This window comes from Pseudomonas sp. NPDC086251, assembly GCF_044746405.1.
In the GTDB taxonomy this organism is placed as follows: domain Bacteria; phylum Pseudomonadota; class Gammaproteobacteria; order Pseudomonadales; family Pseudomonadaceae; genus Aquipseudomonas.
On the sequence record NZ_JBIVBY010000051.1, the window covers coordinates 1 to 25,797 of the forward strand.

A 25,797-nucleotide genomic window follows, 5' to 3' on the forward strand; every position below is an offset into this window, starting at 1 on the left:
AGCGCCACCGTGATCGGTTGCGAATCACCGCTGGAGAACACCACGCCGAACAGGAAGTCGTTCCAGATCTGGGTGAACTGCCAGATCAGGCAGACCATGATGATCGGGGTGGACATCGGCAGGATGATCAAGCGGAAGATGGTGAAGAAACCCGCGCCATCCAGCCGTGCTGCCTTCACCAGCGCATCGGGAACACTGACGTAGTAGTTACGGAAAAACAGCGTGGTGAACGCCAGGCCGTAGACCACGTGCACGAACACCAGGCCCGTGGTGGTGCTGGCCAGGCCCATCTTGCCGAGGGTGAACGAGGCTGGCAGCAGGACGGTCTGGAACGGCAGGAAGCAACCGAACAACAGCAGACCAAAGAACAACTGCGAGCCGCGAAAGCGCCACATCGACAGCACGTAGCCGTTCAGCGCACCGATCGCGGTGGAGATCAGTACCGCCGGGACGGTGATCTTGATCGAGTTCCAGAAATACCCGTCGACCGTGCCCCAGGCCTTGACCCAGCCAATGCCACTGACCACGGTCGGCCAGCTCAGCAGGTTGCCGGTGTTGATGTCTTCCGGTGTCTTGAAGCTGGTCAACAGCATGATCACCAGCGGTATCAGGTAAAGAAATACCGCGAGGATCAGCACGCCGTAGATCGCGATGCGACTCAGGCTGATGGAAGGTTTGGCAGCGAAACTAGTCATGGCGCTTGGTCCTCAGCTCGGAGTACAGGTAAGGCACGATGATTGCGAGAATCGCACCGAGCATCAGAATCGCACTGGCCGAGCCCATGCCCATCTGGCCGCGACTGAACGTAAAGGAATACATGAACATCGCAGGCAGGTCGGAGGAGTAACCCGGGCCGCCAGCGGTCATTGCCGCCACCAGGTCGAAACTCTTGATCGCGATGTGGGCCAGGATCATCACCGCACTGAAGAACACCGGGCGCAGGCTCGGCAACACCACTTTCAGGTAAATGCGTGGCATGCTCGCGCCATCGATCTGGGCGGCACGAATGATCGATTGATCAACGCCACGCAGGCCGGCGAGGAACATCGCCATGATAAAACCCGAGGCTTGCCATACCGCCGCGATCACCAGGCAATACACGACGCGGTCCGGGTCGATCAGCCAGTCCAGGCGAAAGCCTTCCCAGCCCCAGTCACGTAGCAATTTGTCCAGGCCCATGCCCGGGTTGAGCAGCCATTTCCAGGCGGTACCGGTGACGATCATCGAGAGCGCCATCGGGTACAGGTAAATGGTGCGGATGAAACCTTCGCGACGAATGCGCTGGTCGAGGAATACCGCCAGCAGCACACCGATCACCAGGGTGATGCCGATGAACATGCCGCCGAAAACCGCCAGGTTCTTGCTCGCGACCCACCAACGGTCGTTGTCGAACAGCCGCTGGTATTGCGCCAGGCCCGCCCATTTGTAAGTGGGCAGAAAGGTCGAACTGGTGAACGACAGGACGAACGTCCACAGGATATAGCCATAAAAGCCCACCAGGACGATGAACATGCTCGGCGCCAGCACCAATTTGGGGAGCCAGCGTTGCAATGCATCGAACGGCGAGGCCTTGCTGAACACAGCAACAGAACTCATGGGAAGATCCCGTACGTAGAAAAGGAATTACAAGCGCTTTCCCTTGTGGGAGCGGGCTTGCTCGCGAAGGCGTCGTGTCAGTTCATACAGTGTTGCCTGACACGCCGCCTTCGCGAGCAAGCCCGCTCCCACAGGGGGCCGCGCGGCTAACGGTTACTTGGCTGCCTTGATGGCCGTGCCGAGTTGCTTGGCGGCAGTGGCCGGATCGGCTTTCGGGTCATTGATGAAGTTGGTCACGACATCAAAGAACGCGCCCTGTACCGCCAGCGTGGTCGCCATGTTGTGCGCCATGCTTGGCTGCAGGCCGCCGGACTTGGCGTCTGCCAGGAAGTCCTTGGCAGCGGTCTGCGCGCAGGAATCGAAACCGTACTTGCCCATGTCGTTCAGCATGTCGATTCGAACCGGGATCGAACCCTTGTTGATGCTGAAGACTTTCTGGAAGTTCTCACCCAGCACGACCTTGGCAATGTCCTGCTGAGCGGCCGCAGTGCCTTTGTCTTTCTGCTTGAACACAGCGAGGGAATCGATGTTGTAAGTGAAGGCCTTGTCGGTGCCCGGGAACGCTACGCACTCGTAGTCCTTGCCGGCGACTTTCTTGGCTGCTGTCCACTCGCTCTTGGCCCAGTCACCCATGATCTGCATGCCGGCCTTGCCGTTGATGACCTTGGCCGCTTCGAGGTTCCAGTCCTGGCCTTTGCCGTCGGCGTCCATGTAGGTCGCGACTTTTTTCAGCTCGGTCAACGCCTTGACCATTTCAGGACCGGTCAGCGCAGCGTTGTCCAGGTCCACCAGGGCTTTCTTGTAGCCGTCGACGCCCATGACCGAAAGCACCACCGCTTCGAACACAGTGCTGTCCTGCCAGGGCTGGCCGCCGTGGGCAAGGGCGATGAAGCCTGCTTTTTTGAGCTTGTCGCCAGCGGCGTAGAATTCTTCGAGGGTGGTCGGGGCTTTTTCGATGCCGGCTTTCTTGAAGACTTCCGGGTTGATCCACAGCCAGTTGACGCGGTGAATGTTCACCGGCACGGCCACGTAGTCACCGTCGTACTTCACGGTATCGGAGACTTTCTTGTCGAGCAGGCTGTCCCACTTTTCGGACTTGGCAGCGTCTTTCAAGACGTCGGTGTCGAGCAGGCCGGTAGACGCCCATTCCTGGATGTCCGGACCTTTGATCTGCGCTACACCCGGCGGGTTACCCGCCACGGCGCGACTTTTGAGTACGGTCATGGCGGTAGCGCCGCCGCCACCGGCGACTGCGCCGTCCTTCCAGGTGAAGCCGTCTTTTTCGACTTGAGCCTTGAGGACATCGACCGCTGCCTTTTCACCACCAGAGGTCCACCAGTGAACGACTTCCACCGAACCTTTGGAATCGGCGGCAAGGGTGCTCAGCGGGAATGCAGAAAGAGGGAGCAGTGACGCGAGAGAAATGACAGTAGCGAGGCGAGAAATCGCATTCATCTAGAAGTACCTTTCTTGTTGTTATGCATGCAAGTCTGGTGCTTGCGCTGCATAGGATTTTAAACAGGAGTTGTCCCTTCGCAGGTAACGAAGGGACGTTCGAATGTCACCACATGGTTACACAGGAACGCTCTGGGACAATGCTGCCAGCGCAGTGGCCATGCTCGGCGCCAGGGGCAAGCGCGGGATCAGGACGGCTTGCCAGGCGTGATAAAGATCGGGTTTACCGGCCCAGATATCGGCGCTCGGGCGGTTCTGCGGATCGAGTTCGTGGTGCCAGTTGCCAGCGCATCGATCGATGAAATGGTTGTCACAGAATTCCCAGAACCGTCGGTACCAGGTTTCGTATTGCGCATCGCCAGTGCGCTTGAGCAGGGCACTGGCGGCGGCGCTGGCTTCGCAGTGAGTCCAGTGCAAGCGATGGCGCACCACGGCGCGATTGTCCCAGTCGAGGGTGTAGACAATCCCCGGCGCACCGTCGACGTTCCAGCCGTGACGGCAGTTGTGCTCGAAGAGTTTTTGCGCGTCGGTGGCGAGCCAGCCCGGTGTCAGCATCCCGGCCTGAACGCGCGCCGCCTCTAGGTGCAACAACAACCGCGCCCATTCGAAACCGTGGCCCGGTGTAGTGCCATAAGGGCGGAAACCGTCGGCCGGGTTGTCGTGGTTGTATTCGCGCACGGGTTGCCAGTCGCGGTTGAAGTGCTCGACCACCAGGTAATCGTTGGCAGCGGCGTGACCATGAATGACCCGTTCGACAATGCGCTGGGCGCGGCACAGCCAACGGTTGTCCTCGGTGACATCGGCCAACGCGAGGAACGCTTCGGTGGCGTGCATGTTGCTGTTGGCGCCGCGGTAGGCTTCTTCATCGCTCCAGTCGCGGTTGAAGGATTCGCGCATCGCGCCCTCCTCTTCGCTCCAGAAATGCGTGTCGATGATCTTGATCGCCTCATCGAGCAAGGCCTGGGCGCCGGGCCGTTGCGCGACGACGGCGGAACTCGCGGCCAGTGCGACGAAGGCATGCAAATAGGCCGCTTTGCCGGTGTTGTCGTCGCGATGCTGTGCGACAGCAAACCAGCCGCCGTGCTCGGCATCACGCAATGGGCCGCTGAGGGCCTGGATACCGTGATCGACCAGCTCGGCAAAACCCGGCAAGCCCTGGATATGAGCCATGGCGAAGCTGTGGGTCATGCGCGCGGTGTTCATGGTTTCGGCTTGCGCGTTGGCCGGCAAGCGGCCCTGATCGTCGAGGTTGCCGAAGCCTTCGGGGAGCTTTGAAGCCTTGGCAAACGCCAGCAGGCGCAAGCCCTCGGCGGCGAGCCATTGCTGATGAGCGGGTGCGTTCAGCCAACTGCTGAAGGCCGGGTGAAAGGTGTCCATGGGGTGCCTTTTTTGTTGTTATGACTGGGGGCAGTCTAAACAACGGGCGGTGGCGGGCTTGTAACGAAGGGGGCGAGTTATGTCACTGACTTGTGACATTGGCCCTGGGGATGCGTTGAAAGGTCTGACGCCTTCGCGAGCAAGCCCGCTCCCACATTTGATCTGCGTCGCATGGAGATCAAATGTGGGAGCGGGCTTGCTCGCGAAGAACGATAACGCGGTACCGCTAATCAACACTGCGGGGCAACTGCAACGTCACCCGCAACCCGCCTTCACGCAAATTCTGCAGGCTGACTTCCCCCCCATGGCTATGGGCAATATTGCGCGCAATCCCCAGCCCCAACCCATAACCCTGCTGCTGCCCCGCCAAGCGGAAGTGCGGTTCGAACACCTGCTCCATCCGCTGCTCCGGCACGCCCGGGCCTTCGTCGTCCACATGCAGAATGAACGCGCTCTGGTCGTCATCGATGTGCAGATGGGCTTTCTGTCCATACTTCAAGGCGTTGTCGATCAGGTTGCCGATGCAACGCTTGAGCGCCAGCGGTTTGCCCGGATACGCCGCCAACGCACGTCCCTGTTGCGTCACGCGGCCATTGCCGTTGGGCGCCAGATAGGGTTCCACCAGGCAATCGAGCACATGGTTGAGGTCCACCGGCTCGATGTTTTCGTGAATGTCGGTGTCTTTCACGCATTGCAGCGCGCCTTTGACCAGCAGCTCCAATTCATCCAGATCACGCCCGAACTTGGCTTGCAGCGTTTCGTCTTCGAGCAATTCAACCCGCAGCCGCAGCCGGGTAATCGGCGTGCGCAGGTCATGGGAAATCGCACTGAACAACTGGCTGCGTTCAGTCAGGTAACGGCTGATGCGTTCGCGCATCGCGTTGAAGGCACGGCCGACTTCGACCACTTCACTGCCACCGCCCTCGGCCACCGGTTCGACTTCGGCGCCCAACGACATGTCACGCGCCGCCCGTGCCAGGCGCTTGAGCGGGCGACTTTGCCAGTGCACCAGCAGGCCGATGAACAACAGCAAAAAGCCGCTGGTGAGCACGATGAACCAGACCTGCTGCGCGGGCAGTCCTTGCTCTTCAAGACTGGTGTAGGGCTCGGGCAACAAGGACGCGATGTACAACCATTCGCCCGGTGCCATCTGGATTTGCGTGACCAGTACTGGCGGGTTCACTGGTTCCAACGTCAACGCGTAATGCGCCCAGGAGCGCGGCAATTCATCGAGCTTCAGCCCGCTATTGAAGATCCGCAGGTCTTCGGGGCTGACGAAGGTCACCGAGATATCGGTGTCATGGCCCAGGGATTCGCGCAGCACTTCGTCGACCGCCTTGAGCACCGCCGCTTTGCGCGGGGTGATCGGCAGCACTTCCATGCCCAAGGGTTTGTCGTTCAGCGTCACCACGAAACGGGTGCCGCCCATGCTGCGCAACTGGTCGAGCACCAGTGGCCGGAACGCCACCGGCAATGAGCGGAAATAACTGACGCTGGCGGTCATTGAATGGGCGAGGCTGCGGGCACTGGTGACCAGGCCTTCAAGTTGGGTGGCGCGCAGTTGCGAAACCCAGATCACGCTCGACAACGCCTGGGCAAACAGCACCGCCAGCAAGGTCAGCAGCAACATCCGCCCGAGCAGTGAACGCGGCACCGGGATGCGCGCAGCGAGTTTGCGCAGAAACTCAGTGGCCATTGCTGGCAACCACATTGGCTGCCAGTTGGTAGCCGCTGCCACGCACGGTACGGATCAGCCGTGGCGGTTTTTCAGTGTCGCGCAGGCGTTGGCGCAGACGGCTGACCGCCATGTCGACGATGCGATCCAGCGGCATCAAGTCGCGGCCACGGGTGGCGTTGCCGATGGTGTCGCGGTCGAGGATTTCCTGAGGGTGGTCGAGGAACAGTTTCAGCAGCGCGAAATCAGCGCCAGAGAGAATCACTTCTTCGCCGTCGATGTGGAACAGCCGATGGCTGACCATGTCCAGGCGCCAGTCATCGAAGGCCAGCACTTCACTGCCGGAACGTTCCTGACCGAACTGCGCACGGCGCAACAAGGCCTTGATGCGCGCCTGCAATTCACGCGGGCTGAAGGGTTTGCCGAGGTAATCGTCGGCGCCCAATTCCAGGCCAATCACGCGGTCGGCTTCGTCGGAGCTGGCGGTGAGCATGATGATCGGCACCTGCGCCTGACGCGGGTGCTGGCGAATCCAGCGGCACAGACTGAACCCGTCTTCGTCCGGCAGCATCACATCGAGGATCACCAGGTCGCTTGGCGCATCGTTCATCGCCTGACGAAAACCGGCGCCGTCGGGCGTGGTACGGACCTGGAAACCGGCGCGAGTCAGGTAGGTGTCCAGCAACTCGCGTATCTCTTGATCGTCATCGACCAACAAAATCGACTTGTTGACTGAGCTCACAGGAAGGCGTCCTTGTTATTTGAATTGGGCGGATTATGCCTGATCGATCGCTATTCTATGTGTCTGTGCGGGCCTCTTCGCGGGCAAGCCTCGCTCCTACAGGGATTTCGGTAATCCTGTAGGAGCGAGGCTTGCCCGCGAAGGGCGCGACACGGTCTCAAGCCTGTTCCAGCGCCACCCCTGCGCCCATCAATCCGGAATACGGCGCCGTCACCAGCCACACCGGAATCCCCTTGAAGTAATCGCTCATGCAGCCCTTGTCGGCGAAGCACCGGGCGAAACCGCTTTCGAGGAAGAAATCGGCAAACCGTGGAATCACCCCGCCCACAATGAACACGCCACCGCGCCCACCGGTGGTCAGCACGTTGTTGCCGGCCACGCGACCGAGCCAGCAGCAGAACTGCTCAAGCACTTCCAGGGCAATCGGGTCGCCCGCCAGCCCGGCAGCGGTGATCGCTTCCGGCGTGTCGAGAACCGGCTCATGCCCATCCACCGCGCAGATCGCCCGATAGACGCGCGGCAAGCCGCTGCCACTCAACGCGGTCTCGGCGCTGACATGGCCAATCTCATTGAAGATGTGCTGCCACAGTTGAGTTTCCCGAGGACTGCTCAGCGGCAAATCGACGTGACCGCCCTCGCCCGGCAACGCGGCAAAACGCCCTTCGCCCAGATCGAGCAAGGTACCGACGCCAAGGCCAGTGCCCGGACCGATCACCACCGCCGGCCGCAACGGTTCCGGCGTGCCTTCGCACACCACGCGAAACTCGCCCGGTTGCAAACGGGTCATGCCCAGCGCCATCGCCGAGAAGTCGTTGACCAGCAGCAACTGATCCACCTGCAAGGTCTGGCAAAACCCCTTGCGGCTGAGTCGCCAGTGATTGTTGGTGAACTTGAATTCATCGCCGCCCACCGGGCCGGCCACCGACAGGCACACCGAACCGATGTCGCCGGGTTTCAGCCCCAAGCCGCTGAGGTAGAGACCAATGGCCTCTTCCGGGCTGGTGTGATCTGCCGTCGCCAGCACCTGGACCGATTCCAGCTGCTGGTTTTTCCACAACGCGAAACGTGCGTTGGTCCCACCGATGTCACCGACCAAAGCCAGTTTCAATTAAGCGTCTCCAGGGCAGAAGTAAAGGCGCTGGCGCCCTGCTCTGCGGAGCTGAAGGCCATGCGCATGAAACCAAACAGTTCGCGCCCGCTGCCGATGTTGTTGGCCAACAAGCCCTTGGCCGGCGTGCGCGCTGCGAATTCTTCGGCGTCCACCTTAAGCTCCAAGGTGCCTTTGACGCCATCGACGCGAATGATATCGCCCTCTTGCACCCGCGCCAAAGCGCCGCCCACATACGCTTCGGGGCTGACGTGAATCGCCGCCGGGATTTTCCCCGACGCGCCGGACATACGCCCGTCAGTCACCAGCGCCACCTTGAAGCCGCGATCCTGCAGCACGCCGAGGAACGGCGTCATCTTGTGCAGTTCCGGCATGCCATTGGAGCGCGGGCCCTGGAAGCGCATCACCGCGACAAAATCCTTCTCCAGCAAACCGGCCTTGAACGCGTCGGCCAAATCCTGCTGATCCTGGAACACCATGGCCGGCGCTTCGACGATCTGGTTTTCCAATGCGACGGCCGACACTTTCATCACACCGCGACCGAGGTTGCCTTCCATCACGCGCAAGCCACCCTCTGGCGAGAACGCCCGAGCGACTGGACGCAGAATGGTTTCATCGAGGCTTTCGGTCGGGCCTTCGCGCCAGACCAGTTCGCCGTTATCGAGGAACGGTTCCAGGGTGTAGCGGCTGAGGCCGTGGCCCAAAACCGTGTTGACGTTTTCGTGGAGCAACCCGGCTTCGAGCAATTCGCGGATCAGGAACGACATGCCGCCCGCCGCCTGGAAGTGGTTGATGTCGGCTTTGCCGTTCGGGTAGACGTGGCTCAGGGTCGGCACCACCTCGGAGAGGTCGGCCATGTCCTGCCAGGTCAATTGGATACCCGCCGCCATGGCGATGGCCGGCATGTGCAGGGTGTGGTTGGTCGAACCGCCAGTGGCGTGCAGCGCGACGATGGAATTGACCAGCGAGCGCTCGTCGACGATTTCGCCGATCGGCATGAAGTCGCCGCTCTGCTTGGTCAGGCGCGTCACCTGATGTGCCGCTTCGCGGGTCAGGGCATCGCGCAACGGCGTATTCGGATTGACGAAAGACGCGCCCGGTAAATGCAGGCCCATGACTTCCATCAACAACTGGTTGGTGTTGGCGGTGCCGTAAAAAGTGCAGGTGCCAGGGCTGTGATAGGACTTCATTTCCGATTCGAGCAGCTCTTCGCGGCTGGCCTTGCCTTCGGCGTAGCGCTGGCGCACGTCGGCTTTCTGCTTGTTGGAAATGCCCGAGACCATCGGCCCGCCCGGCACGAAGATCGTCGGCAGATGGCCGAAACGCAATGCCCCCATCATCAGGCCCGGGACGATCTTGTCGCAGATGCCGAGCATCAAAGCGCCATCGAACATGTTGTGGGACAACGCCACGGCGGTGGACAGCGCAATCACTTCACGGCTCGGCAGGCTCAGTTCCATGCCCGGCTCGCCCTGGGTCACGCCATCGCACATGGCCGGGGTGCCGCCGGCGAACTGGCCGACGGAGCCGATTTCACGCAGGGCTTTTTTGATCTGTTCCGGGAAGACTTCGTACGGCTGATGCGCCGAGAGCATGTCGTTATATGACGAAACAATTGCAATGTTGGCGGAGTTCATCATCCGCAGGCTGTTCTTGTCGTCGGTGCCGCAGCCGGCCACGCCATGGGCGAAGTTGGCGCATTGCAGCTTGCCGCGCATCGGCCCGTCGCTGGCTGCACCGCGAATCAGTGCAAGGTAAGCCTCACGCGTGGCGCGGCTGCGGGCGATAAGCCGTTCGGTGACCTCAAGGACGCGGGGATGCATGTGTAGAACTCCAGGCTAACGGATGTGGCGACCTGATTGTCTATGCTGATCAAGAGCCGGTGTCGATGGGATGACAGACGGTTTTCTTGATCGGTCGGACCAGTTGATTCAGGTCACTCGTTGTAGATTGAACAAAATATTGCCATTAAAAAGGCTTGTTTTCTATTTTTTTGCGAATAATCTTGTAATTCCAACAACAAAACGACGGCGGCCCAGTTAAATGACTCTTCGAATCGCAATCAATGGTTTTGGCCGAATTGGCCGTAACGTCCTGCGGGCACTGTATACCCAAGGCTATCGCCAGGATCTGCAGATCGTCGCCATCAACGACCTGGGCGACAGTTCGATCAACGCTCATCTGCTCAAGTACGACACTGTTCACGGCACGTTCGACGCCGATGTCCAGCACGATCTGGAAAGCCTGACCGTCAACGGCGACCGTATTTCGGTCAGCGCCATTCGTAATCCGGCCGACCTGCCCTGGGCTGCGGAAAAAATTGATGTCGTGTTCGAATGCACCGGCCTGTTCACCGACCGGGCCAAAGCCGCCGCGCATATTACGGCCGGCGCGCGCAAAGTGATCATCTCGGCCCCGGCCAAAGGCGCCGACGCCACCGTGGTTTATGGGGTGAACCACGACATCCTGCGCCAGTCCCACCAGATTATTTCCAACGCGTCGTGCACCACCAACTGCCTGGCCCCGGTGGCTCAGGTGCTGCACCGCGAGCTGGGCATCGAAAGCGGTTTGATGACCACTATCCACGCCTACACCAACGATCAGAACCTGACCGACGTCTACCACACCGACCCGTACCGCGCCCGTTCGGCCACCCAGAACATGATCCCGAGCAAGACCGGCGCCGCTGAAGCGGTGGGCCTGGTGCTGCCGGAACTGGCCGGCAAACTGACCGGCATGGCGGTGCGTGTTCCGGTGATCAACGTGTCGCTGGTGGACCTGACCGTGCAACTCAAGCGTGAAGCGTCGGCCGATGAAGTGAATGCCCTGCTGAAAGAAGCGAGCCAGCATTCGAAGATTCTTGGCTACAACACCCTGCCGCTGGTTTCCAGCGACTTCAATCACAACCCGCTGTCATCGATCTTCGACGCCAACCACACCAAGTCCAGCGGCAAGCTGCTCAAGGTACTGGCCTGGTACGACAACGAATGGGGCTTCTCCAACCGGATGCTCGATAACTGCCTGGCGCTGTGCAACGCGGAATAAGCAGCACTTCCCACTTTTTGTAGGAGCGAGCTTGCTCGCGAAGGATGTAAGGGCCCCGCGCCCACTCAGGCGACCCTTGTCATCGTTAACGACCTTTGCGAGCAAGCTCGCTCCTACAAGGTGCGCGCCATTTGAGGAGCAGTGACCGATGATCGGTATCAGCTTTACCCAAAAAACCATCGCGGCGCGCAAGCGTATCGCCCTGGTGGCCCATGACCACTGCAAAGTGTTTTTGCTGGATTGGGCCGAGCGGCAGAAAGACAAACTCGCGCAACATGAACTGATCGCCACCGGCACCACCGGGTTGTTGTTGCAACAACGCCTGGACCTGCCCGTGGAAAGCATGATCAGCGGCCCACTCGGCGGCGACCAGCAACTCGGCGCGCGAATCGCCGAGCAGCGCGTCGACATGCTGGTGTTCTTCTGGGACCCGTTCGAACCACAGCCCCACGACCCGGACATCAAGGCATTGCTGCGAGTCGCGGCGGTGTGGAACATCCCGGTGGCGTGCAACGAGTGCAGCGCCGACTACCTGCTCAGCAGTCCGTTGATGGAACAGGCTCACCCACACCGCATCCCGGATTACGCGACCTATCTGTCGGGACGGGGTTAATACGATCAGGGTTTGACCTCGAGGAGTCGCTCGTCGCGCAGGCGCTCAAAATGAGCCTGCGCGTGCTCTTCAGGCCGCGGATCCCAGTTTTTGATACCGGGCGTGTGCATCTCCCGCAGGCGCTCGACCACCAGAAAATGCAGCTGCTCCTGCGTCTGCCATCCCCACTGCTGTGCGAGGTCGAGTTGTTCCATCAGCCAGGCCCTCGGCGACAGGTCCGCCGGTAATCGGGCAAGGTCTTCACTGTACTCGGCCAACAGGTACTGACCGACATTAGCCAAAAGGATCGCCCGCTCCTGGCTGACCGGCGCCGGGATATCCAGCCATGGCGGTGAGTCGGGCACCGGGTATTCGCCCGGCGCCGGATTCTCTACTGACGTCCAGTGCTCGCCCTGCCAGTAACAGGCACTGATGACCGGCCCCAGATAGTCGGGGTACGCCGACTCGGGAAGATGAGCCAGTGCTCGCACCAACACCCGATTGTCGTGAAAACGGTACAGCGCCTGTTGCGGTCGTTTCCCGACAAGCAGGCGTTCGCGCCAATGTTTCACCAGTATTTCGATTGAGTGATGGTCGATGCTCGCCAGCCAGCCCCAATCCCGGGACTGCCCTTCAAACCACTCATTGAGTGATGACAGGTTCAGGCTGTCGATTGAAAAAATAAACGGGCCGCCCACGGCCAGCGCAGCGACGGCGGTTTCCCGATAGACGCTGCGATAGTGTTCAGGCGTCAGCTGGTGCAACAACGCCTGATGAGTCCGCGGCGCCGCCTTCGAGTCAAGAATCAGATACAGATGACGGCCACGTTGTGATTGCTGCGCCATCCACTGAACAGGCAAGTTGCTCATGCGCAGACTCCTTCGGTTGAACAAACACCCTCTCGACACGCCTCGCAGATCGGGCAGAAATCTGCCGATTGCTCGCCCGCCAGCGTCATCAACGCCCGTTGGACAAAGGCGATGACCGGCGCTCGTTCGATCGGGGTCGTCAATGCCTGTGTTGCCCCCGGTATCAGCGGCGCCGCCAGCGTACCCCGCGCGGGGCTGCCCCCCACCTCGATTGCACAACTGCTGTATATGCCACTCGAACTGATCACAAAATGCTGGTCGCCCACACACAAGGTCATGTTATCGCCGGCCTCGAGCACCAGTTTCACACCCCCGTTGAAATGAATTTCCTGACCCGCCTCTGCGACCAGCACCTCGCCCACATAGGTATGGCTGCTTTGCGCGACGTGCAGATGATCATTGGCCATCAGCCGGGTTTTTCGGTCGCCTGTCGTCGTGCGATTTTCTTCGCTGTCGAACACACTGGTGCTGGTGCCCTTGATGGTTTCCAGGCGCTCGCGACCGACTTCCAGACGGCTGTCGTTTTCAATTTTTTGCTCCATGTCGCGCTGCGCCCGAAGGTAGATCAACTCTTGCCCGGCGCGATCTTCGAGATGCACTTCATTGAACCCCGTGCTCTTGCTCGAACTGCGACTGCGAAAGACGCTTCGGGTCTTGTTCTGCGGCAGTTGATAGGGCACCGGGTTGGTACGGTGAGGCAGACAACCGGAAATCACCGGGCGATCAGGGTCGCCATCCATGAAGGTGACCAATACTTCCATGCCGACACGGGGAATGCTGACCACGCCGTAGCCGTCGCCCGCCAAAACGGTCGAGACTCTCAACCAGCAACTGCTTTTATCGGTTTGCGGGTCGGTACGGTCCCAGTAGAAACAGACTTTGACCCGACCGTATTCATCGCAGTGGATCTCCTCGCCTGCCGGCCCGGTGACTTTGGCGGTCTGACTGCCGGAAAGGGTCGGCTTGGGGTATTTTTTCGGTGGTCGATACGGTGTATCCCAAGGCGTCGCGGTGAAGGTATTGCGATAGCCCTGAAAATCAGCGGTAGGGAGCTGACTGGGCATCGCCTCTTCAAGCACCTGTAATTGCCGGCCTTCATGCGTCACGCCGGTCAGGAGCCAAAGATCATTCCATTGCGCACAATGATGATCCGTCATGACGAGAAAGTGACCGCTGTGCAGGTTACCGAGGTCGCTGGCGCCTTCCGCCAAGCGGTAATCGCTGCGATGTTGCTCCAACTGACGCGTGGCCAGCCGCTCGCCCTCATCACCGGTTTTAAAACGTCCCGGCGCCCGGTAATCCTCCAGCGCCGGAGCGACCGGGCTTTTGCTCTGTTTTTCGAGAAGCCGGTTGGGCTTTTCGAAGTCATAGTCGCGAATCGCCACTTGGCTGGGACGCGTGGCGAGACGCACGCCGAACGTATCAATCACCGGGTGATCGGCAACCTGAGCATTTTTTTGTCGAAAGGTGGACGGGGCCAACCGGCGAAAGTACGTCTGATCATCACCAAACGCCAATAGGTGCCCTTGTGGGCTGTGCTGGAAATGGTAGTGAATGCCCGACTCTTCACAGAGTCGCTGAATAAACCCCAGATCGGTTTCGTTGAACTGAACACAGTACTCACGTGGCAGATAGACGCTTGGGCTCAGTTGAAAGGTGAACGAATCGCCAAGCATGCCGTGCTTGTTCAGCACTTCGGTAATGATCTGCTCGACGCTGCGTTGCTGAAAAATCCGCTGGTCGCTGCACAGGGCCAGATACGCCAGTTGAGGCACCAGCGTCAGTTCATAGCGCGTCAGTCGTTTACCTGACTCGCGCTGCGCAACGTTAAAAACAAGTCCGTGCAAACCCTCGCCGGGTGGGCCAAAGCCGAGGAATGCAGGCTTGTGCAACGGCGATTCGAGGTCGAAATCTGACCGCTCACTGACCAGTTCCAGCGTCACCTCATAAGGCTGGCTGATCGATTCACTGGCTTTGAAGGCCAGGACCTGAAAGTCATGCTGCAAGCCGCTGATATCGAGATAGAAGCGTTGTTGGGAGATTGGGTCATGCATCTTTTTAGTCCTTTAAATCCAGCGCTGGCGATACTCAGACAATCGAATCGATATCCAGCGGCTCGCGGGCCAGCCACAATCCATCATCCAATTGCCTTGGAATCATTGCGTACTGCTCCTTTCGCTGATTTTCAGCCTGTTTGAACCAACGTTCCACGCCACCGGCAAACTCCGGTAACCGGGCAGCACTGCCGTACACATCAGCCGGGGTGAGGCGGCGATAGCGCAAGTTTTGCAGGCGTTTGCGGGTTCTCTCCAGCCGGTCACGCTCTCTGTACAACGCCTCAATGGTGGCGCTTTCATCTTTCGTCGCGCCACGCGGTCCCTCGTTATGCCGCATCTGCTGGGCATACTCGTGAAGTTTCACCTTGAGCGCCGCGAGGGCGATATCGACAACGTCGTACTCACGTTCGGTGACAACGGTCGTGCCGGTTTCCTGGCTTTGCTGCCAGCGACGCAGAGTTGCCCAGGCGCAAGGGATGTAACTGGCGATCATCATATGGTCGGTGTAGTTGATCAGTTGCGCGAGCAGGCCATCGCGGGCCGGCATATCGCCCCGCCGGGTCTTTTCCAGCATGGCCGTACAGGCGGCGTCTTCGATGGACTCGCAGTCCGGGTCCCACAAAACCGCCGACCACTCTTTGTCACCAAAGCGCACGGGCATGAAATGCTGCTGTTGCCCGTGATGCTGATAGGGATCACCACCAACGCGCACCAGCCCGGCGCCAAACAGCAACAGGCCATAAGGTCCGGAAACGACCGTGGCCCCCAGGCCCGGGACCCAGACCTTCCAGTTAGCGTCCATCCACGGCGCCGGCACGCCGGGCACCGGGTCGTTGTGGTTGACCATGCGGTGATGGACGAGGTCGGTGGCGCCTTCGACGAAGGTTGAGTCGCCGGCGCGTGGGGCGCCGTAGGTGTAGAGGAGGATGTTGTAATTTTCATCAGGGAATCGACGTAGTGCTTCGGCCAGCAGCAAAGCGATTGCTCCACCGAGACTGTGCCCACAAATAATGATTTTTTGACCCGCATAGAATCGGTCCAAATAGTTATGTACGAACTCGCTGAGTGCCTGATACGCGCTGTAAAACCCCTTGTGAACCTGCCCGACACCCTCCTCGAACGGAACCTGAAGTGCATGCACATCACGTAACGCATCTTTCAGACTGGCCGTGCCGCGCACCGAAATCAGAACGACTTCGTCGTGATGACAAATAAACGCCTGGGTATCGCCGCCATCCTCCTGATCATCGAAAAAATGCTGGTTGGCCGGGTGTTCCTGGTCTTTGCCTTTGTCCGGGTGGTTTTGCTCATACAGCGTCGGGTCGAACGGCAGGATTTCCAGACGCTTTGAATACGGCACGTCCTCGTACAACGGGTAAAACCTTTGAGACTGGCTCTTATCGACTCGCCAATTTTCCCGGTAGCTGGCCAACGCCTCGCCAAACAGATTGCCGATGCTTGGGTCCTCGGGAAAGCGCACTTTATCCAGCGGTTTTTCGCGCGGGTCTTGGGCGAAGTCGGTGTAACTCAAGGTCGCCATCAACGCCAGTTGATAGAGGTTCAAGGCACAGAAATTGTCGTCGGTGGACAGCAGTGGCCGCATGGCGCGCATCGGCCGCACTTCCAGTACGTTTTGTTGGTTGGGGCTCAGCGCAATGCCGAACGAATGCTCGGGGCCGAAACCCAACTCGCTCATGGCTCGGAGCAGCGACGATTGTGGTTCATAAAAACGCCGGACGACTGGCGGAAGATGCGCGCTATGGCGGACCAGATCCCGCACCTCGACCTGCACAAAGACATCGGCGCCCTTAATCGCCGGGTTGTGCTCGCGACGAAATCCGTCTTCGTGGAAGAAGCGGGTTTGTTCGGCGCGGAACTGGAGTTCGGTGATGGGGAGAGGATAGTGTTTCCTTTTCAGCAAGGCGCTGTACAAGTCATCCACACCTCGAAATTCGGTATTCAGCGTGAGTACAACGGGGCCGCGATAGTGATTCTCCAACTTGACAAAACCCTCACCATCCAACCGTCCGGTATATTCCTGGCCGATGCTGTCCATAAGGGTGTAATGCAAGCCGCCGTAGGGTTTTCCATCTCCGTGCTCGTCAACCAATCGAAAGCTCGTCCAGTGCCCCCGCAACGGACAAGCCAGCATTTTATTGCTGAAACAAGGGATATCTCGCTCCTGAAGTGTCATGTCTGATTTCCTTATTCAGTACAGTTGGGGTAAACGGTACAAGTTCTGCCGTCGGGCATTTTGAAAGGTTTGAAATCGGTGGTGTTGCCTCGACAGAAGGCATATTGGTCTTCAAGGCTTTTACCCAAGCAGCGTTTCCAGCCTTGCGGAAACCGAATCCAGTTGTCCCCCATATAAGGTTCCTCTTCCTTTGCCAGGCTAAACACCATCCTCACCGTCCTGCCCGGCAACTGATCACGCTGTAATACCCCGCCTGCCATCCGTTTCACCATCTCCCCCTCCGCATCGACGGCCCGGCAGTGCAGGATTTTCCGAATATTGCGATTGGGTCCAATAGTGCGAAACAGCCACTGGCATTGCCCTTGAAACTCCTGAACTCCAGTAGCTGGAAAACCTGGACGGCCATCTGCAAGTTCGTCGTAAAAAGACAGGCTGGCAAAATCATTACTGCCATCGAGTCGAGCCAGCCCCCATTTCCCTCGCAGATTCAACCTCAAACTACTCAACACCAACGGACAGCCACCCGCGCGCGTCGTCAGCGGAATCTGAAACTCGGCCGTGCGTGCAATGCTTTGGAACTCACTGGTGAAAAACTTGCGATTCGGCGCCACTTCACCTCGCTGACGCGGCGGTGCTTCACAGATTTCGCCGGTGGCCGGCTCGTAATAGGCATCGGCCTTGACCCTGAAATCAGCCGGCACTTCGGCCTGCAACGTAAAGCTCTGCGCCGGTGCAAAAACACAACCGCCAGCGGCGAGCGCCAGACCAAAGATTGCCAGTGCGAGAGCCAACTGCCGGCTCACGAAACACAAAAATTGTCCGTTATTGAGAACTGGCTTTTCCCATTCCTGGAGTGCCGTCACTTGATGTCCCTGTCAAAAACCACGCTGAAAAACAAAGTATCAACAGGGGTATAGCAGTCATCCACAACTGTCTGAGGGGCCAGGAAGCGTTTGGGATCTCGCCTACGCCAGTCTCTGAAATATCTGACATTTGCAGCCATGCAATGACTGAGAGCTGCGCCATTTCCCGCAAAACGGGCAGCGCTGAATCGGCGTCCTCCCGCTCCGAACGTATGACGACGCTTACAAACAAGTGCTTGACCGCCCACACAGATGATAAGCATTATCATTCACTCGTAATGGATCAGGTTCTCCCGTGAGTCAATCGCGCTTCAATCACGTCTTCATCGCCCAGCGAGTTTCGCTGCTGCGCACTCTGGAGCGGATGGTCAACAATCACAGCACCGCCGAAGACCTCTTGCAGGAAACCTACCTGCGCGTAACGCGGGCGCTCAGTGAGCGGGCCATCGATCACCTTGAACCCTTCGTTTTCCAGACGGCGCGCAACTTGGCGCTGGACCATTTGCGTGCGCGGCGCATTCAGTCGCGGACGATGCTCGATGACGTTCCGACGGAGGTGGTGGAAAGCATCGCCGCACCTGCCAGCAGTGCCGAGGAGGCTGCCCATGCCGAACAGTTGCTGGAGCGTTTGAACGTGAGCCTCAATGAACTCAGCGCCCGTCAGCAGCAGATTTTCATCCTCAGCCGATTGCACGGGCACAGTTATCTGGAGATTGCCGAGAAGCTCGGCGTGTCGTTGAGTACCGTGCAAAAAGAGCTGAAGCTGATCATGGCGATCTGCATCGATGTCGCCGAGCGGTTAAACGGCGACTGAATCCACAGGGCTTTGCTACCCTTGCTGCACTTTCGAGCTCCACTAAAAAAACAGCCGTGCACAGACACTGCCGAGGAAACACCGTGACGGACACCCACCGCTCCCCTCCGCCCTCCCCGGCGCGGGACCCCGCAAGCGCGATGGACCAGGCTTTGGACTGGCTGATTGTGCTGGGCAGTCCGAGCGAAGAACAGACACGCCAGTTCCACGCCTGGCTCGAGGCCGACCCGTTGCATGCCCAGGCGTTTGCCAAGGCCCAGGCAATCTGGGATGGCCCGCAAGTCGTGCAGTGCGCGCAAAGCCTGGCCGCCAAGCCGCCGAAAGTGAGCGTCCTGTCGCGCCTGCGTCCGCACTGGAAACCACTGGCCACCGCCGCCGTGCTGATCCTCGGCCTGTTCAGTTTCAGCAATCTGCCGATGCGCCTGCAGGCGGATCATTTGACCGTGGTGGGTGAACGTCAGCGCCTGCAACTGGAGGACGGTTCGCACGTGCTGCTCAACACCAACTCGGCGTTTTCCAGCACCATCAACGATCAACAGCGCGTGGCCCGTTTGTTCCAGGGCGAGGCATTTTTCGAGGTGGCGGCCAATCGCGGTCAGCCGCTGGAAATCGATGCCGGCCCGGTCAAGGCCAGCGTGCGCGATACCGCGTTCGCGGTGCGCTACCTCGATGGCGTGGCGCAGGTTCGGGTGCAGCGTGGCGACGTCGACTTGCAGGCCACCCGCGACGATGCGCGGGTGCGATTGTCGGCCGGCGAAAGTATCCGCATCGGCCCCAACGGTTTTGATCGACCGGTCAAGCTCGATGCCGCCACCGACCTGGCGTGGGTCCAGGGCCGGCTGGTGTTCGAAAACTGCCCGCTGAGCCAGGTGCTGGCGGAGCTGCGTCGCTACTATCCGGGCTGGATCATCAACAACAACGAGCAGTTGGCCGACGTCGCGGTGACCGGCAATTACCGCCTCGATCAACCGCTGGACGTGGTTCGTTCACTGGCTCACATCACCTCCGCTCGCCTTCAAGAATTCCCGGCGTTGGTGATCTTGAACTAAATGAGAATTATTTTTACTCGATAGCCGAAGCCCGTACGTCTCGTTATAGCCAATGCAATTGATTCGCATCTTTAAATGCCAATCAGCACCTATAAAGATTCGTGCGACACGGAGCGCTATCGATGTCCTCTCGCCTTACCCGCCAAGCCTCTTCACCTTCCCGCGTGCTGTCGCTGCTGACCGTCGCCATCCTGATGGCCGGCAGCGCGCCGCTCATGGCCGCCACCGCCATCGAGCAGCCGACCCGCAACATGGGCGATTACGCGTTCGCCATTCCTCAGCAGTCGCTGGTCTCGGCGCTCAACGCATTTACCGCGGTAACCGGCTGGCAGGTCGGCTTGCCGGCCGAGCTGGCGCAAGGCGTGGCATCACCGGGTGTCCGGGGTTCCTTGCCGCCGGAGAAAGCCCTGGATCGCCTGTTGGTGGGGACCAACCTGAGCTATCGCAAACTGGGCAATAACAACATCGTGCTGGAGAAGCGCAGCAACAGCAACGCGCTCAACCTGGAACAGGTGACCATCAGTGCCACCCGTAACGAACAGGACGTGAACAGCGTGCCGAGCACAGTCAGCGTCTACACCCGCGAAGACCTCGACCGCAACAACGTAAACAGCATCAAGGATCTGGTGCGTTACGAGCCGGGGGTTTCTGTCGGCGGTGCTGGTCAGCGCGCCGGCATCACCGGCTACAACATCCGTGGCATCGACGGTGACCGCGTGTTGACCCAGATCGACGGCGTGCAGGTGCCGGACAGCTTCTTCAACGGCCCGTACGCCCAGACCAACCGCAACTACGTCGACCCGGAAATCGTCAAACGCGTGGAAATCCTTCGCGGTCCGGCGTCAGTGCTGTACGGCAGCAACGCCATCGGCGGCGCGGTCAGCTACTACACCCTGGACCCGGACGACATCATCAAGCCGGGCGAAGCGGTGGGTGCGCGCCTGAAGACCGGTTACAGCTCGGCTGACGATAGCTGGCTGAGGTCCGGCACCGTGGCCGGACGCACCGGCAACTTTGATGGCTTGTTGCACTTGAGTCAGCGCAATGGCCATGAAACAGACTCCTACGGTGAAACCGGCGGCACCGGCCTGAACCGCACCGAGGCCAACCCCGAGGACGTGCGCACCACCAACGTGCTGGCCAAACTGGGCTGGAACTACACCGACGACGCACGCTTCGGCCTGACCTACGAACACTACAAGGACGACCGCGACACCAACCAGCTCAGTGCAGTGGGCGGCCCGTTCAACGCGGGACGCGGTTTCGGCTTCTATAAATCCCGCACTGGCAACGACACGGTCACCCGCGAGCGATTTGGCCTGGAGCACAGCTTCGGTCTGGACAGCGCCCTGGCCGACCACATCAAATGGACGCTGAACTACCAGATCGCCAAGACCGACCAGAGCACCGAAGAAATCTACGCGCCGTCGCGCACGGTGCTGCGCAACCGCGACACCACCTACAAGGATCGCCAATGGGTGTTTGATGTCCAGGCGGACAAATCGTTTGCCATCGCCGCCACCGACCACCTCGTGACCTACGGCACCACTATCAAGCAAGACAAAGTCACCGGCCTGCGTACCGGCAACGGCACCTGCCTGACCGTGTTCGGCGCCTGCCGTGCCGTGGGTGCCGCCAGCGCCACCGACACCCTGACCCCGGCCAGCGACTTCCCGGATCCGACCATCAACACCTACAGCCTGTTCGCCCAGGACCAGATCAGTTGGAACAACTGGACCTTCCTGCCCGGCGTTCGCTACGACTACACCCAGCTCAAGCCACACATCACTGATGAGTTCCTCGCCACCGCCGACCAGAGCGGTAACGGTGAAGTGAACGACGACACCAAGACCTGGCATCGTCTGTCGCCAAAATTCGGCACCACCTACAGCTTCAACGACAACTACACTTGGTATGGCCAGTACGCCGAAGGCTTCCGCACGCCAACCGCCAAGGCCCTGTACGGTCGCTTCGAAAACCTGGCCGGCGGCTATCAGGTCGCGCCTAATCCGGACCTGGAACCGGAAAAGAGCAAGAGCTATGAAACCGGCTTGCGCGGCCAATTCGAGGCGGGCACCTTCGATGTTGCGGTGTTCTACAACAAATACCGCGACTTCATCGACGAGAACGCCATCACGCCCGGCTACACCGAGACCACGTTCCAGAGCAACAACATCAAGCACGCCACCATCAAGGGCGTGGAGCTTAAGGGCCGCCTGAACCTGGACAGCCTCGGAGCCCCGGCGGGTCTCTATACCCAAGGCTCGGTGGCGTACCTGTATGGGCGTAACGATGACAGCGGCCAGCCGCTGAACAGCATCAACCCGCTGACCGGCGTGTTCGGTCTGGGTTACGACCAGGACAACTACGGCGCTCTGTTGAGCTGGACACTGGTCAAACGCAAGACCCGTGTCGACAGCACCAGCTTCAAAACCCCGGACGGCACCAGTACCCAGTTCAAGACCCCGGGTTATGGCGTGCTCGACCTGGCCGGTTTCTACAAAGTCACCGACGATGTGACCGTCAACGCGGGTCTCTACAACCTGACCAACAAAAAGTACTGGCAGTGGGATGACGTGCGCGGTTACGACAGCGTCGGCGAAGCTTCGGTGACGCAACCTGCCAACCTCGATCGCCTGACTCAACCGGGCCGTAACTTCGCGGTCAACCTGGTGTGGGATATCTGACCCTGTCCACCTCACGGCACTGCGCGATAGAAGCAGTGCCGTGAGGATTTTTTACTGTCCGGCGCCTCGCCATTCGTCTCGTTACCAAGCGCCTCTTTTTCTCAAGGAATTCACATGACCACTCAGGACACTGCTCAACGCCCTGCTCTGCGTTCGCAACGCTTGAACCAGATCACTCACGAACCACACACCAAACTCGATGCCCTGGTCAAAGCCCACGCGCCGTTTGAGATTCAGGCCAACTTCGCTCGTTTTGTCGTGGCGCAGTACCTGTTCCAGTCGGAACTGGTGTCGCTGTACAACGATGCGGAACTGACCGCCATCGTCCCGGACCTGCCGGCTCGCTGCCGTGCTGAAGCAGCCAAGGCTGACCTCGCGGACCTGGACACCGAAGTGCCAGCGCCCGTCGCCGGTGCCGTGAAAAATCCGACCAAATCCGAGGCGCTGGGCTGGCTGTTCGTGTCCGAGGGTTCGAAGCTCGGCGCGGCGTTTTTGATCAAGCGTGCCGTGGGTTTGGGCCTAAGCGAAACCTTCGGTGCCCGCCACCTCGGTGAACCGGCCGGTGGCCGCGCTGAAGGCTGGAAACGCTTCGTCAAAACCCTCGATGGTTTGGCACTCAGCGCACAAGAAGAAGCCGAGTTGGATAAAGGCGCTATCGATGCCTTCAACCGATTCACCGTTCTGCTCGAACAGGCTTACACCCCAGAACTCGCCTGACAGATTGCAATCTCCTGTGGGAGCGGGCTTGCCCGCGATGGCGGTCTACCATTCAAAAAAAATGCTGAATGTAGTATCGCTATCGCGGGCAAGCCCGCTCCCACAGGGGACGGAGCAAGCAAGCCTGTAAGATTCCGATCCGCCTCACACCCGTTCCCTTGAGCCCATGCCTCAACCAGCCACCCCCAAGATCACCCGTCTCCTCTTCGGCCTGTTGGCTTACGTCAGCCTGGGCATCGGCCTGATCGCCATCGTCATCCCCGGCCTGCCGACCACCGAGTTCATCCTGCTGGCCGCTTGGGCCGCGACCAAGAGTTCACCGCGCCTGAGTGCCTGGCTGGAAAACCATCGTCTGTTTGGCCCGATCCTCAGCAACTGGCGCAACGGCAAAATCATCGCGCGCCGGGCCAAGGTCAGCGCCACTGTCAGCATGCTGCTGTGCGCAGGTTTGATGCTGGTGATGCTCGATCACGGCTGGCCGATTTACCTGGCCATCGCGGGCATGAGCCTGGGCAATCTGTGGATGTGGTCGCGACCGGAATCGGTGCCGGAAATCTCCTGAATTCCAGTCCTTTTCAGGGTATTTACCTGCGCAAACGTTCACCTGCTACCGCTCGTCGGCAGGCCATTCATGCAACTTCTGCTCACGCCGATGTGCATTGAATGGCGCTGAATGGATTTGGCGAACCGGGTCGACCCCCGACTCACAGCCAACACCTCATCCATTCGCGAGTTCGCCCTATGTTCGACGCTCTCTCCATCCGCCTGAAAATAGTCCTGTTGTCCGGTCTGTGCCTGCTTGGTGTGGTCGCATTGATCGTCGGCATGAACATCTACCAGACCAATCAGAACGATGAACTGGTCAGTGCATCCAGCAGCAAGATGCTCACCGACAGCGTGCAGGACCTGCTCCAGGCCAAAGCTGCCGAGCAAGCCGTGCGGGTGCAGAAGACCTTCGGTGAAAGCCTGCTGGTAGTGACCGCGCTGGCCGACCAGATCAAGGACATGCGCACCCTGGCCGCCAAGCGTTCGCTTGAGGCCGGTGCCCTGCGTGAAGAGTTGAACCAGAGCCTGAAAACCGCCTTCGAACGCAACAGCAAAGTGCTGGGGATCTGGCTGGCGTTCGAGCCCAATGGCCTGGACGGCAAGGACAGCGAGTTCGCCAACGACGCCGCGCGCCAGTCCAACGAAGCCGGACGATTCGCCAGTTACTGGAGCCGTGCCGGTGGTTCCGGGATCAACACGATCATGGTCGAAGACGACATGACCAAAACCACCCTGAGCCTCAGCGGCACACCCTATAACAGTTGGTACACCTGCCCTCGCGACAGCAAGCGTACCTGCCTGCTCGATCCGTATGCCGATACCGTCGGCGGCAAGGAAATGCTGATGACGACCATTTCCGTACCGTTGCTGGTGGACGGCAAATCCATCGGTGTGGTCGGCGTGGACATCGCCCTCGACGCCCTGCAAGCTGCGGCGGTGGACTCCCAGCGCGACCTGTTCAACAGCGCCGGGCACATGCTGATCGTCTCCGGCAGCGGCGTGCTCGCCGGTTACAGTGTCGACGCGAGCAAGGTCGGTAAAAGCATCGGCGACACCCTGGGCGCAGACGGCAAGGACGTCCTGCAATTGCTCAGCTCAGGCACGCCGAAAATCCTTGAACAAGGCGACTTGATCCGCGCGGTTTACCCGGTCAGCCCGATTGTCGATTCCAAAGCCTGGGGCGTGGTGATTGACCTGCCGAAACAAGTGCTGCTGGCCGACTCGGTCAAACTGCAAACCGTACTCGATGACGCCCAGCAAAGCGGCACGATTAAAGCGCTGTTGGTGGCAGTCGTAGCAGGTCTCGTCGGCCTGCTGCTGATCTGGCTCACCGCCTCCGGCGTGACCCGGCCGATCAATAGCGTGGCCGAGATGCTCAAGGCGATTGCCAGTGGCGACGGCGACCTGACCCAACGTTTGCACTACAGCAAAAAAGACGAACTGGGCGAACTGGTCAGCTGGTTCAACCGTTTCCTCGACAAGCTGCAGCCGACCATCGCGCAGATCAAACAAAGCATCACCGACGCCCGTGGCACCGCCGACCAGTCTTCGGAAATCGCCCGCCAGACCAGCGAAGGCATGCAGGTGCAGTTCCGCGAAATCGACCAGGTCGCCACCGCCTCCAACGAAATGAGCGCCACCGCCCACGACGTTGCCAACAGTGCCTCGAACGCGGCCAATGCCGCCAAGGGTGCCGACCAGTCGGCCCGCGATGGTATGTCGATCATCGAGCGCAGTACACGCGACATCAATCAGCTGGCCGACGAAGTCAGTAAAGCCGTGACCGAAGTCGAAGCGCTGGCGGTCAACAGCGAGCAGATCGGTTCGGTACTGGAAGTGATCCGCAGCATCGCCGAGCAGACCAACCTGCTCGCGCTCAACGCCGCGATCGAAGCGGCTCGTGCCGGCGAGAGCGGTCGCGGGTTTGCGGTGGTGGCCGATGAGGTGCGCAACCTGGCCAAACGTACGCAAGATTCGGTGGAAGAAATCCGCATCGTGATCGAACGCATCCAGACCGGCACTCGCGGCGTGGTCGCGACCATGCATTCGAGCCAGACCCAGGCCCACAGCAACGCCGGGCAGATCCAGCAAGCGGTCCAGGCCTTGAGCAAAATCAGCGACGCCGTCACCGTGATCAGCGACATGAACCTGCAAATCGCCAGTGCCGCCGAACAGCAAAGCGCGGTGGCCGAAGAGGTCAACCGCAACGTCTCGGCGATCCGCACCGTCACCGAAACCCTGACCGGCCAGGCCACCGAATCGGCACAGATCTGCAGCCACCTCAACTCCCTCACCACCCAGCAAATGAAATTGATGGATCAGTTCCGGGTTTAAGGTCGCACCACAGATCCTCTGTGGGAGCGAGCCTGCTCGCGAAGGCAATGTCACATTCAACAGAGAGGTTGCCTGAC

Annotated in this window: 20 protein-coding genes and 2 pseudogenes; 10 read left to right on the top strand and 12 right to left on the bottom strand. The window is 59.9% G+C overall.

The genetic code is table 11. From position 1 onward, the window contains the following. The 8 genes from ACIPL2_RS32975 to edd form a co-directional block, all read right to left on the bottom strand. On the bottom strand, positions 1-695 hold a 695-nt coding region (locus ACIPL2_RS32975), incomplete at its 3' end, for a carbohydrate ABC transporter permease (protein ID WP_401364399.1). Next, positions 688-1,596 (bottom strand): carbohydrate ABC transporter permease, encoded by a 909-nt coding sequence (locus ACIPL2_RS32980; protein WP_017340433.1) that lies wholly within the window; start codon positions 1,594-1,596, stop codon positions 688-690. The genes ACIPL2_RS32975 and ACIPL2_RS32980, both read right to left, overlap by 8 nt. 153 nt (positions 1,597-1,749) lie before the next feature. Continuing rightward, complete coding sequence (locus tag ACIPL2_RS32985) at positions 1,750-3,051, bottom strand: ABC transporter substrate-binding protein (protein WP_401364403.1); 1,302 nt, start codon at positions 3,049-3,051, stop codon at positions 1,750-1,752. Between the two features lie 117 nt (positions 3,052-3,168). Beyond that, complete coding sequence (locus ACIPL2_RS32990; protein WP_401364406.1) at positions 3,169-4,428, bottom strand: AGE family epimerase/isomerase; 1,260 nt, start codon at positions 4,426-4,428, stop codon at positions 3,169-3,171. Between the two features lie 226 nt (positions 4,429-4,654). Beyond that, entirely contained in the window at positions 4,655-6,124 is a 1,470-nt protein-coding gene (locus tag ACIPL2_RS32995; protein ID WP_401364409.1) for an ATP-binding protein, read from the bottom strand. Beyond that, positions 6,114-6,845 (bottom strand): response regulator, encoded by a 732-nt coding sequence (locus ACIPL2_RS33000; protein WP_123409256.1) that lies wholly within the window; start codon positions 6,843-6,845, stop codon positions 6,114-6,116. The genes ACIPL2_RS32995 and ACIPL2_RS33000 overlap by 11 nt, the downstream gene beginning before the upstream one ends. 157 nt (positions 6,846-7,002) lie before the next feature. Continuing rightward, positions 7,003-7,953, bottom strand: coding sequence for a glucokinase (locus tag ACIPL2_RS33005; protein WP_401364412.1), 951 nt, complete (start codon positions 7,951-7,953; stop codon positions 7,003-7,005). Next, positions 7,950-9,776: a phosphogluconate dehydratase gene (gene edd / locus ACIPL2_RS33010; RefSeq protein WP_401364415.1), complete on the bottom strand. Its 1,827-nt coding sequence runs from the start codon at positions 9,774-9,776 to the stop codon at positions 7,950-7,952. The genes ACIPL2_RS33005 and edd overlap by 4 nt, the downstream gene beginning before the upstream one ends. Before the next feature lie 220 nt (positions 9,777-9,996). On the opposite strand from edd, the gene gap reads away from it, so the two are divergent. Beyond that, positions 9,997-10,998, top strand: a complete 1,002-nt coding sequence (gene gap / locus ACIPL2_RS33015; protein ID WP_401364418.1) for a type I glyceraldehyde-3-phosphate dehydrogenase — start codon at positions 9,997-9,999, stop codon at positions 10,996-10,998. Between the two features lie 148 nt (positions 10,999-11,146). Then, the gene (locus ACIPL2_RS33020) at positions 11,147-11,611 is read left to right on the top strand and encodes a methylglyoxal synthase (RefSeq protein ID WP_401364420.1); all 465 of its coding nucleotides are present in this window, start codon (positions 11,147-11,149) and stop codon (positions 11,609-11,611) included. A 5-nt stretch (positions 11,612-11,616) separates the two neighbouring features. Here ACIPL2_RS33020 and ACIPL2_RS33025 read toward each other — a convergent pair whose 3' ends face one another. The 3 genes from ACIPL2_RS33025 to ACIPL2_RS33035 are packed head-to-tail and all read right to left on the bottom strand — an operon-like array spanning position 11,617 to position 16,212. Then, a complete protein-coding gene (locus ACIPL2_RS33025; RefSeq protein WP_401364423.1) occupies positions 11,617-12,459 on the bottom strand; it encodes a DUF4123 domain-containing protein in 843 nt (280 codons plus the stop codon). Then, a complete protein-coding gene (tssI, locus tag ACIPL2_RS33030) occupies positions 12,456-14,513 on the bottom strand; it encodes a type VI secretion system tip protein TssI/VgrG (RefSeq protein ID WP_401364426.1) in 2,058 nt (685 codons plus the stop codon). The genes ACIPL2_RS33025 and tssI overlap by 4 nt, the downstream gene beginning before the upstream one ends. Positions 14,514-14,547: 34 nt before the next feature. Further along, positions 14,548-16,212, bottom strand: a complete 1,665-nt coding sequence (locus ACIPL2_RS33035; protein ID WP_401364429.1) for a lipase family protein — start codon at positions 16,210-16,212, stop codon at positions 14,548-14,550. Between the two features lie 63 nt (positions 16,213-16,275). On the opposite strand from ACIPL2_RS33035, the gene ACIPL2_RS33040 reads away from it, so the two are divergent. Then, complete coding sequence (locus tag ACIPL2_RS33040) at positions 16,276-16,716, top strand: hypothetical protein (protein ID WP_401364432.1); 441 nt, start codon at positions 16,276-16,278, stop codon at positions 16,714-16,716. A gap of 5 nt (positions 16,717-16,721) precedes the next feature. Here the strand turns inward: ACIPL2_RS33040 and ACIPL2_RS33045 are convergent, their stop codons facing one another. Continuing rightward, on the bottom strand, positions 16,722-17,573 hold the full coding sequence (locus ACIPL2_RS33045) for a hypothetical protein (RefSeq protein WP_401364435.1): 852 nt from the start codon (positions 17,571-17,573) through the stop codon (positions 16,722-16,724). Between the two features lie 295 nt (positions 17,574-17,868). On the opposite strand from ACIPL2_RS33045, the gene ACIPL2_RS33050 reads away from it, so the two are divergent. The 7 genes and pseudogenes from ACIPL2_RS33050 to ACIPL2_RS33080 all read left to right on the top strand — a co-directional run. Then, on the top strand, positions 17,869-18,387 hold the full coding sequence (locus tag ACIPL2_RS33050) for an RNA polymerase sigma factor (protein ID WP_401364438.1): 519 nt from the start codon (positions 17,869-17,871) through the stop codon (positions 18,385-18,387). Positions 18,388-18,470: 83 nt separating this feature from the next. After that, on the top strand, positions 18,471-19,436 hold the full coding sequence (locus ACIPL2_RS33055; protein WP_401364440.1) for a FecR family protein: 966 nt from the start codon (positions 18,471-18,473) through the stop codon (positions 19,434-19,436). Between the two features lie 122 nt (positions 19,437-19,558). Next, the gene (locus ACIPL2_RS33060) at positions 19,559-22,123 is read left to right on the top strand and encodes a TonB-dependent receptor (protein ID WP_401364443.1); all 2,565 of its coding nucleotides are present in this window, start codon (positions 19,559-19,561) and stop codon (positions 22,121-22,123) included. A gap of 114 nt (positions 22,124-22,237) precedes the next feature. Further along, entirely contained in the window at positions 22,238-22,840 is a 603-nt protein-coding gene (locus ACIPL2_RS33065) for a biliverdin-producing heme oxygenase (protein WP_401364446.1), read from the top strand. A 166-nt stretch (positions 22,841-23,006) separates the two neighbouring features. Beyond that, a complete protein-coding gene (locus tag ACIPL2_RS33070; RefSeq protein ID WP_401364448.1) occupies positions 23,007-23,402 on the top strand; it encodes a YbaN family protein in 396 nt (131 codons plus the stop codon). Positions 23,403-23,845: 443 nt separating this feature from the next. Beyond that, positions 23,846-24,814: pseudogene (locus ACIPL2_RS33075) on the top strand (chemotaxis protein); the annotation flags it as partial. 378 nt (positions 24,815-25,192) lie between these two features. Continuing rightward, a pseudogene (locus ACIPL2_RS33080) lies at positions 25,193-25,720 on the top strand (methyl-accepting chemotaxis protein); the annotation flags it as partial. Positions 25,721-25,797 lie beyond the last annotated feature (77 nt).

Bases quoted from the DNA above. Each gene is read 5' to 3' on its own strand.
- ACIPL2_RS32980 (WP_017340433.1), bottom strand. From the start codon at position 1,596: ATGAGTTCTGTTGCTGTGTTCAGCAAGGCCTCGCCGTTCGATGCATTG.
- ACIPL2_RS32985 (WP_401364403.1), bottom strand. From the start codon at position 3,051: ATGAATGCGATTTCTCGCCTCGCTACTGTCATTTCTCTCGCGTCACTG.
- ACIPL2_RS32990 (WP_401364406.1), bottom strand. From the start codon at position 4,428: ATGGACACCTTTCACCCGGCCTTCAGCAGTTGGCTGAACGCACCCGCT.
- ACIPL2_RS32995 (WP_401364409.1), bottom strand. From the start codon at position 6,124: ATGGCCACTGAGTTTCTGCGCAAACTCGCTGCGCGCATCCCGGTGCCG.
- edd (WP_401364415.1), bottom strand. From the start codon at position 9,776: ATGCATCCCCGCGTCCTTGAGGTCACCGAACGGCTTATCGCCCGCAGC.
- gap (WP_401364418.1), top strand. From the start codon at position 9,997: ATGACTCTTCGAATCGCAATCAATGGTTTTGGCCGAATTGGCCGTAAC.
- ACIPL2_RS33020 (WP_401364420.1), top strand. From the start codon at position 11,147: ATGATCGGTATCAGCTTTACCCAAAAAACCATCGCGGCGCGCAAGCGT.
- ACIPL2_RS33025 (WP_401364423.1), bottom strand. From the start codon at position 12,459: ATGAGCAACTTGCCTGTTCAGTGGATGGCGCAGCAATCACAACGTGGC.
- tssI (WP_401364426.1), bottom strand. From the start codon at position 14,513: ATGCATGACCCAATCTCCCAACAACGCTTCTATCTCGATATCAGCGGC.
- ACIPL2_RS33035 (WP_401364429.1), bottom strand. From the start codon at position 16,212: ATGAGCGAGTTGGGTTTCGGCCCCGAGCATTCGTTCGGCATTGCGCTG.
- ACIPL2_RS33040 (WP_401364432.1), top strand. From the start codon at position 16,276: ATGGCGGACCAGATCCCGCACCTCGACCTGCACAAAGACATCGGCGCC.
- ACIPL2_RS33060 (WP_401364443.1), top strand. From the start codon at position 19,559: ATGTCCTCTCGCCTTACCCGCCAAGCCTCTTCACCTTCCCGCGTGCTG.
- ACIPL2_RS33065 (WP_401364446.1), top strand. From the start codon at position 22,238: ATGACCACTCAGGACACTGCTCAACGCCCTGCTCTGCGTTCGCAACGC.
- ACIPL2_RS33070 (WP_401364448.1), top strand. From the start codon at position 23,007: ATGCCTCAACCAGCCACCCCCAAGATCACCCGTCTCCTCTTCGGCCTG.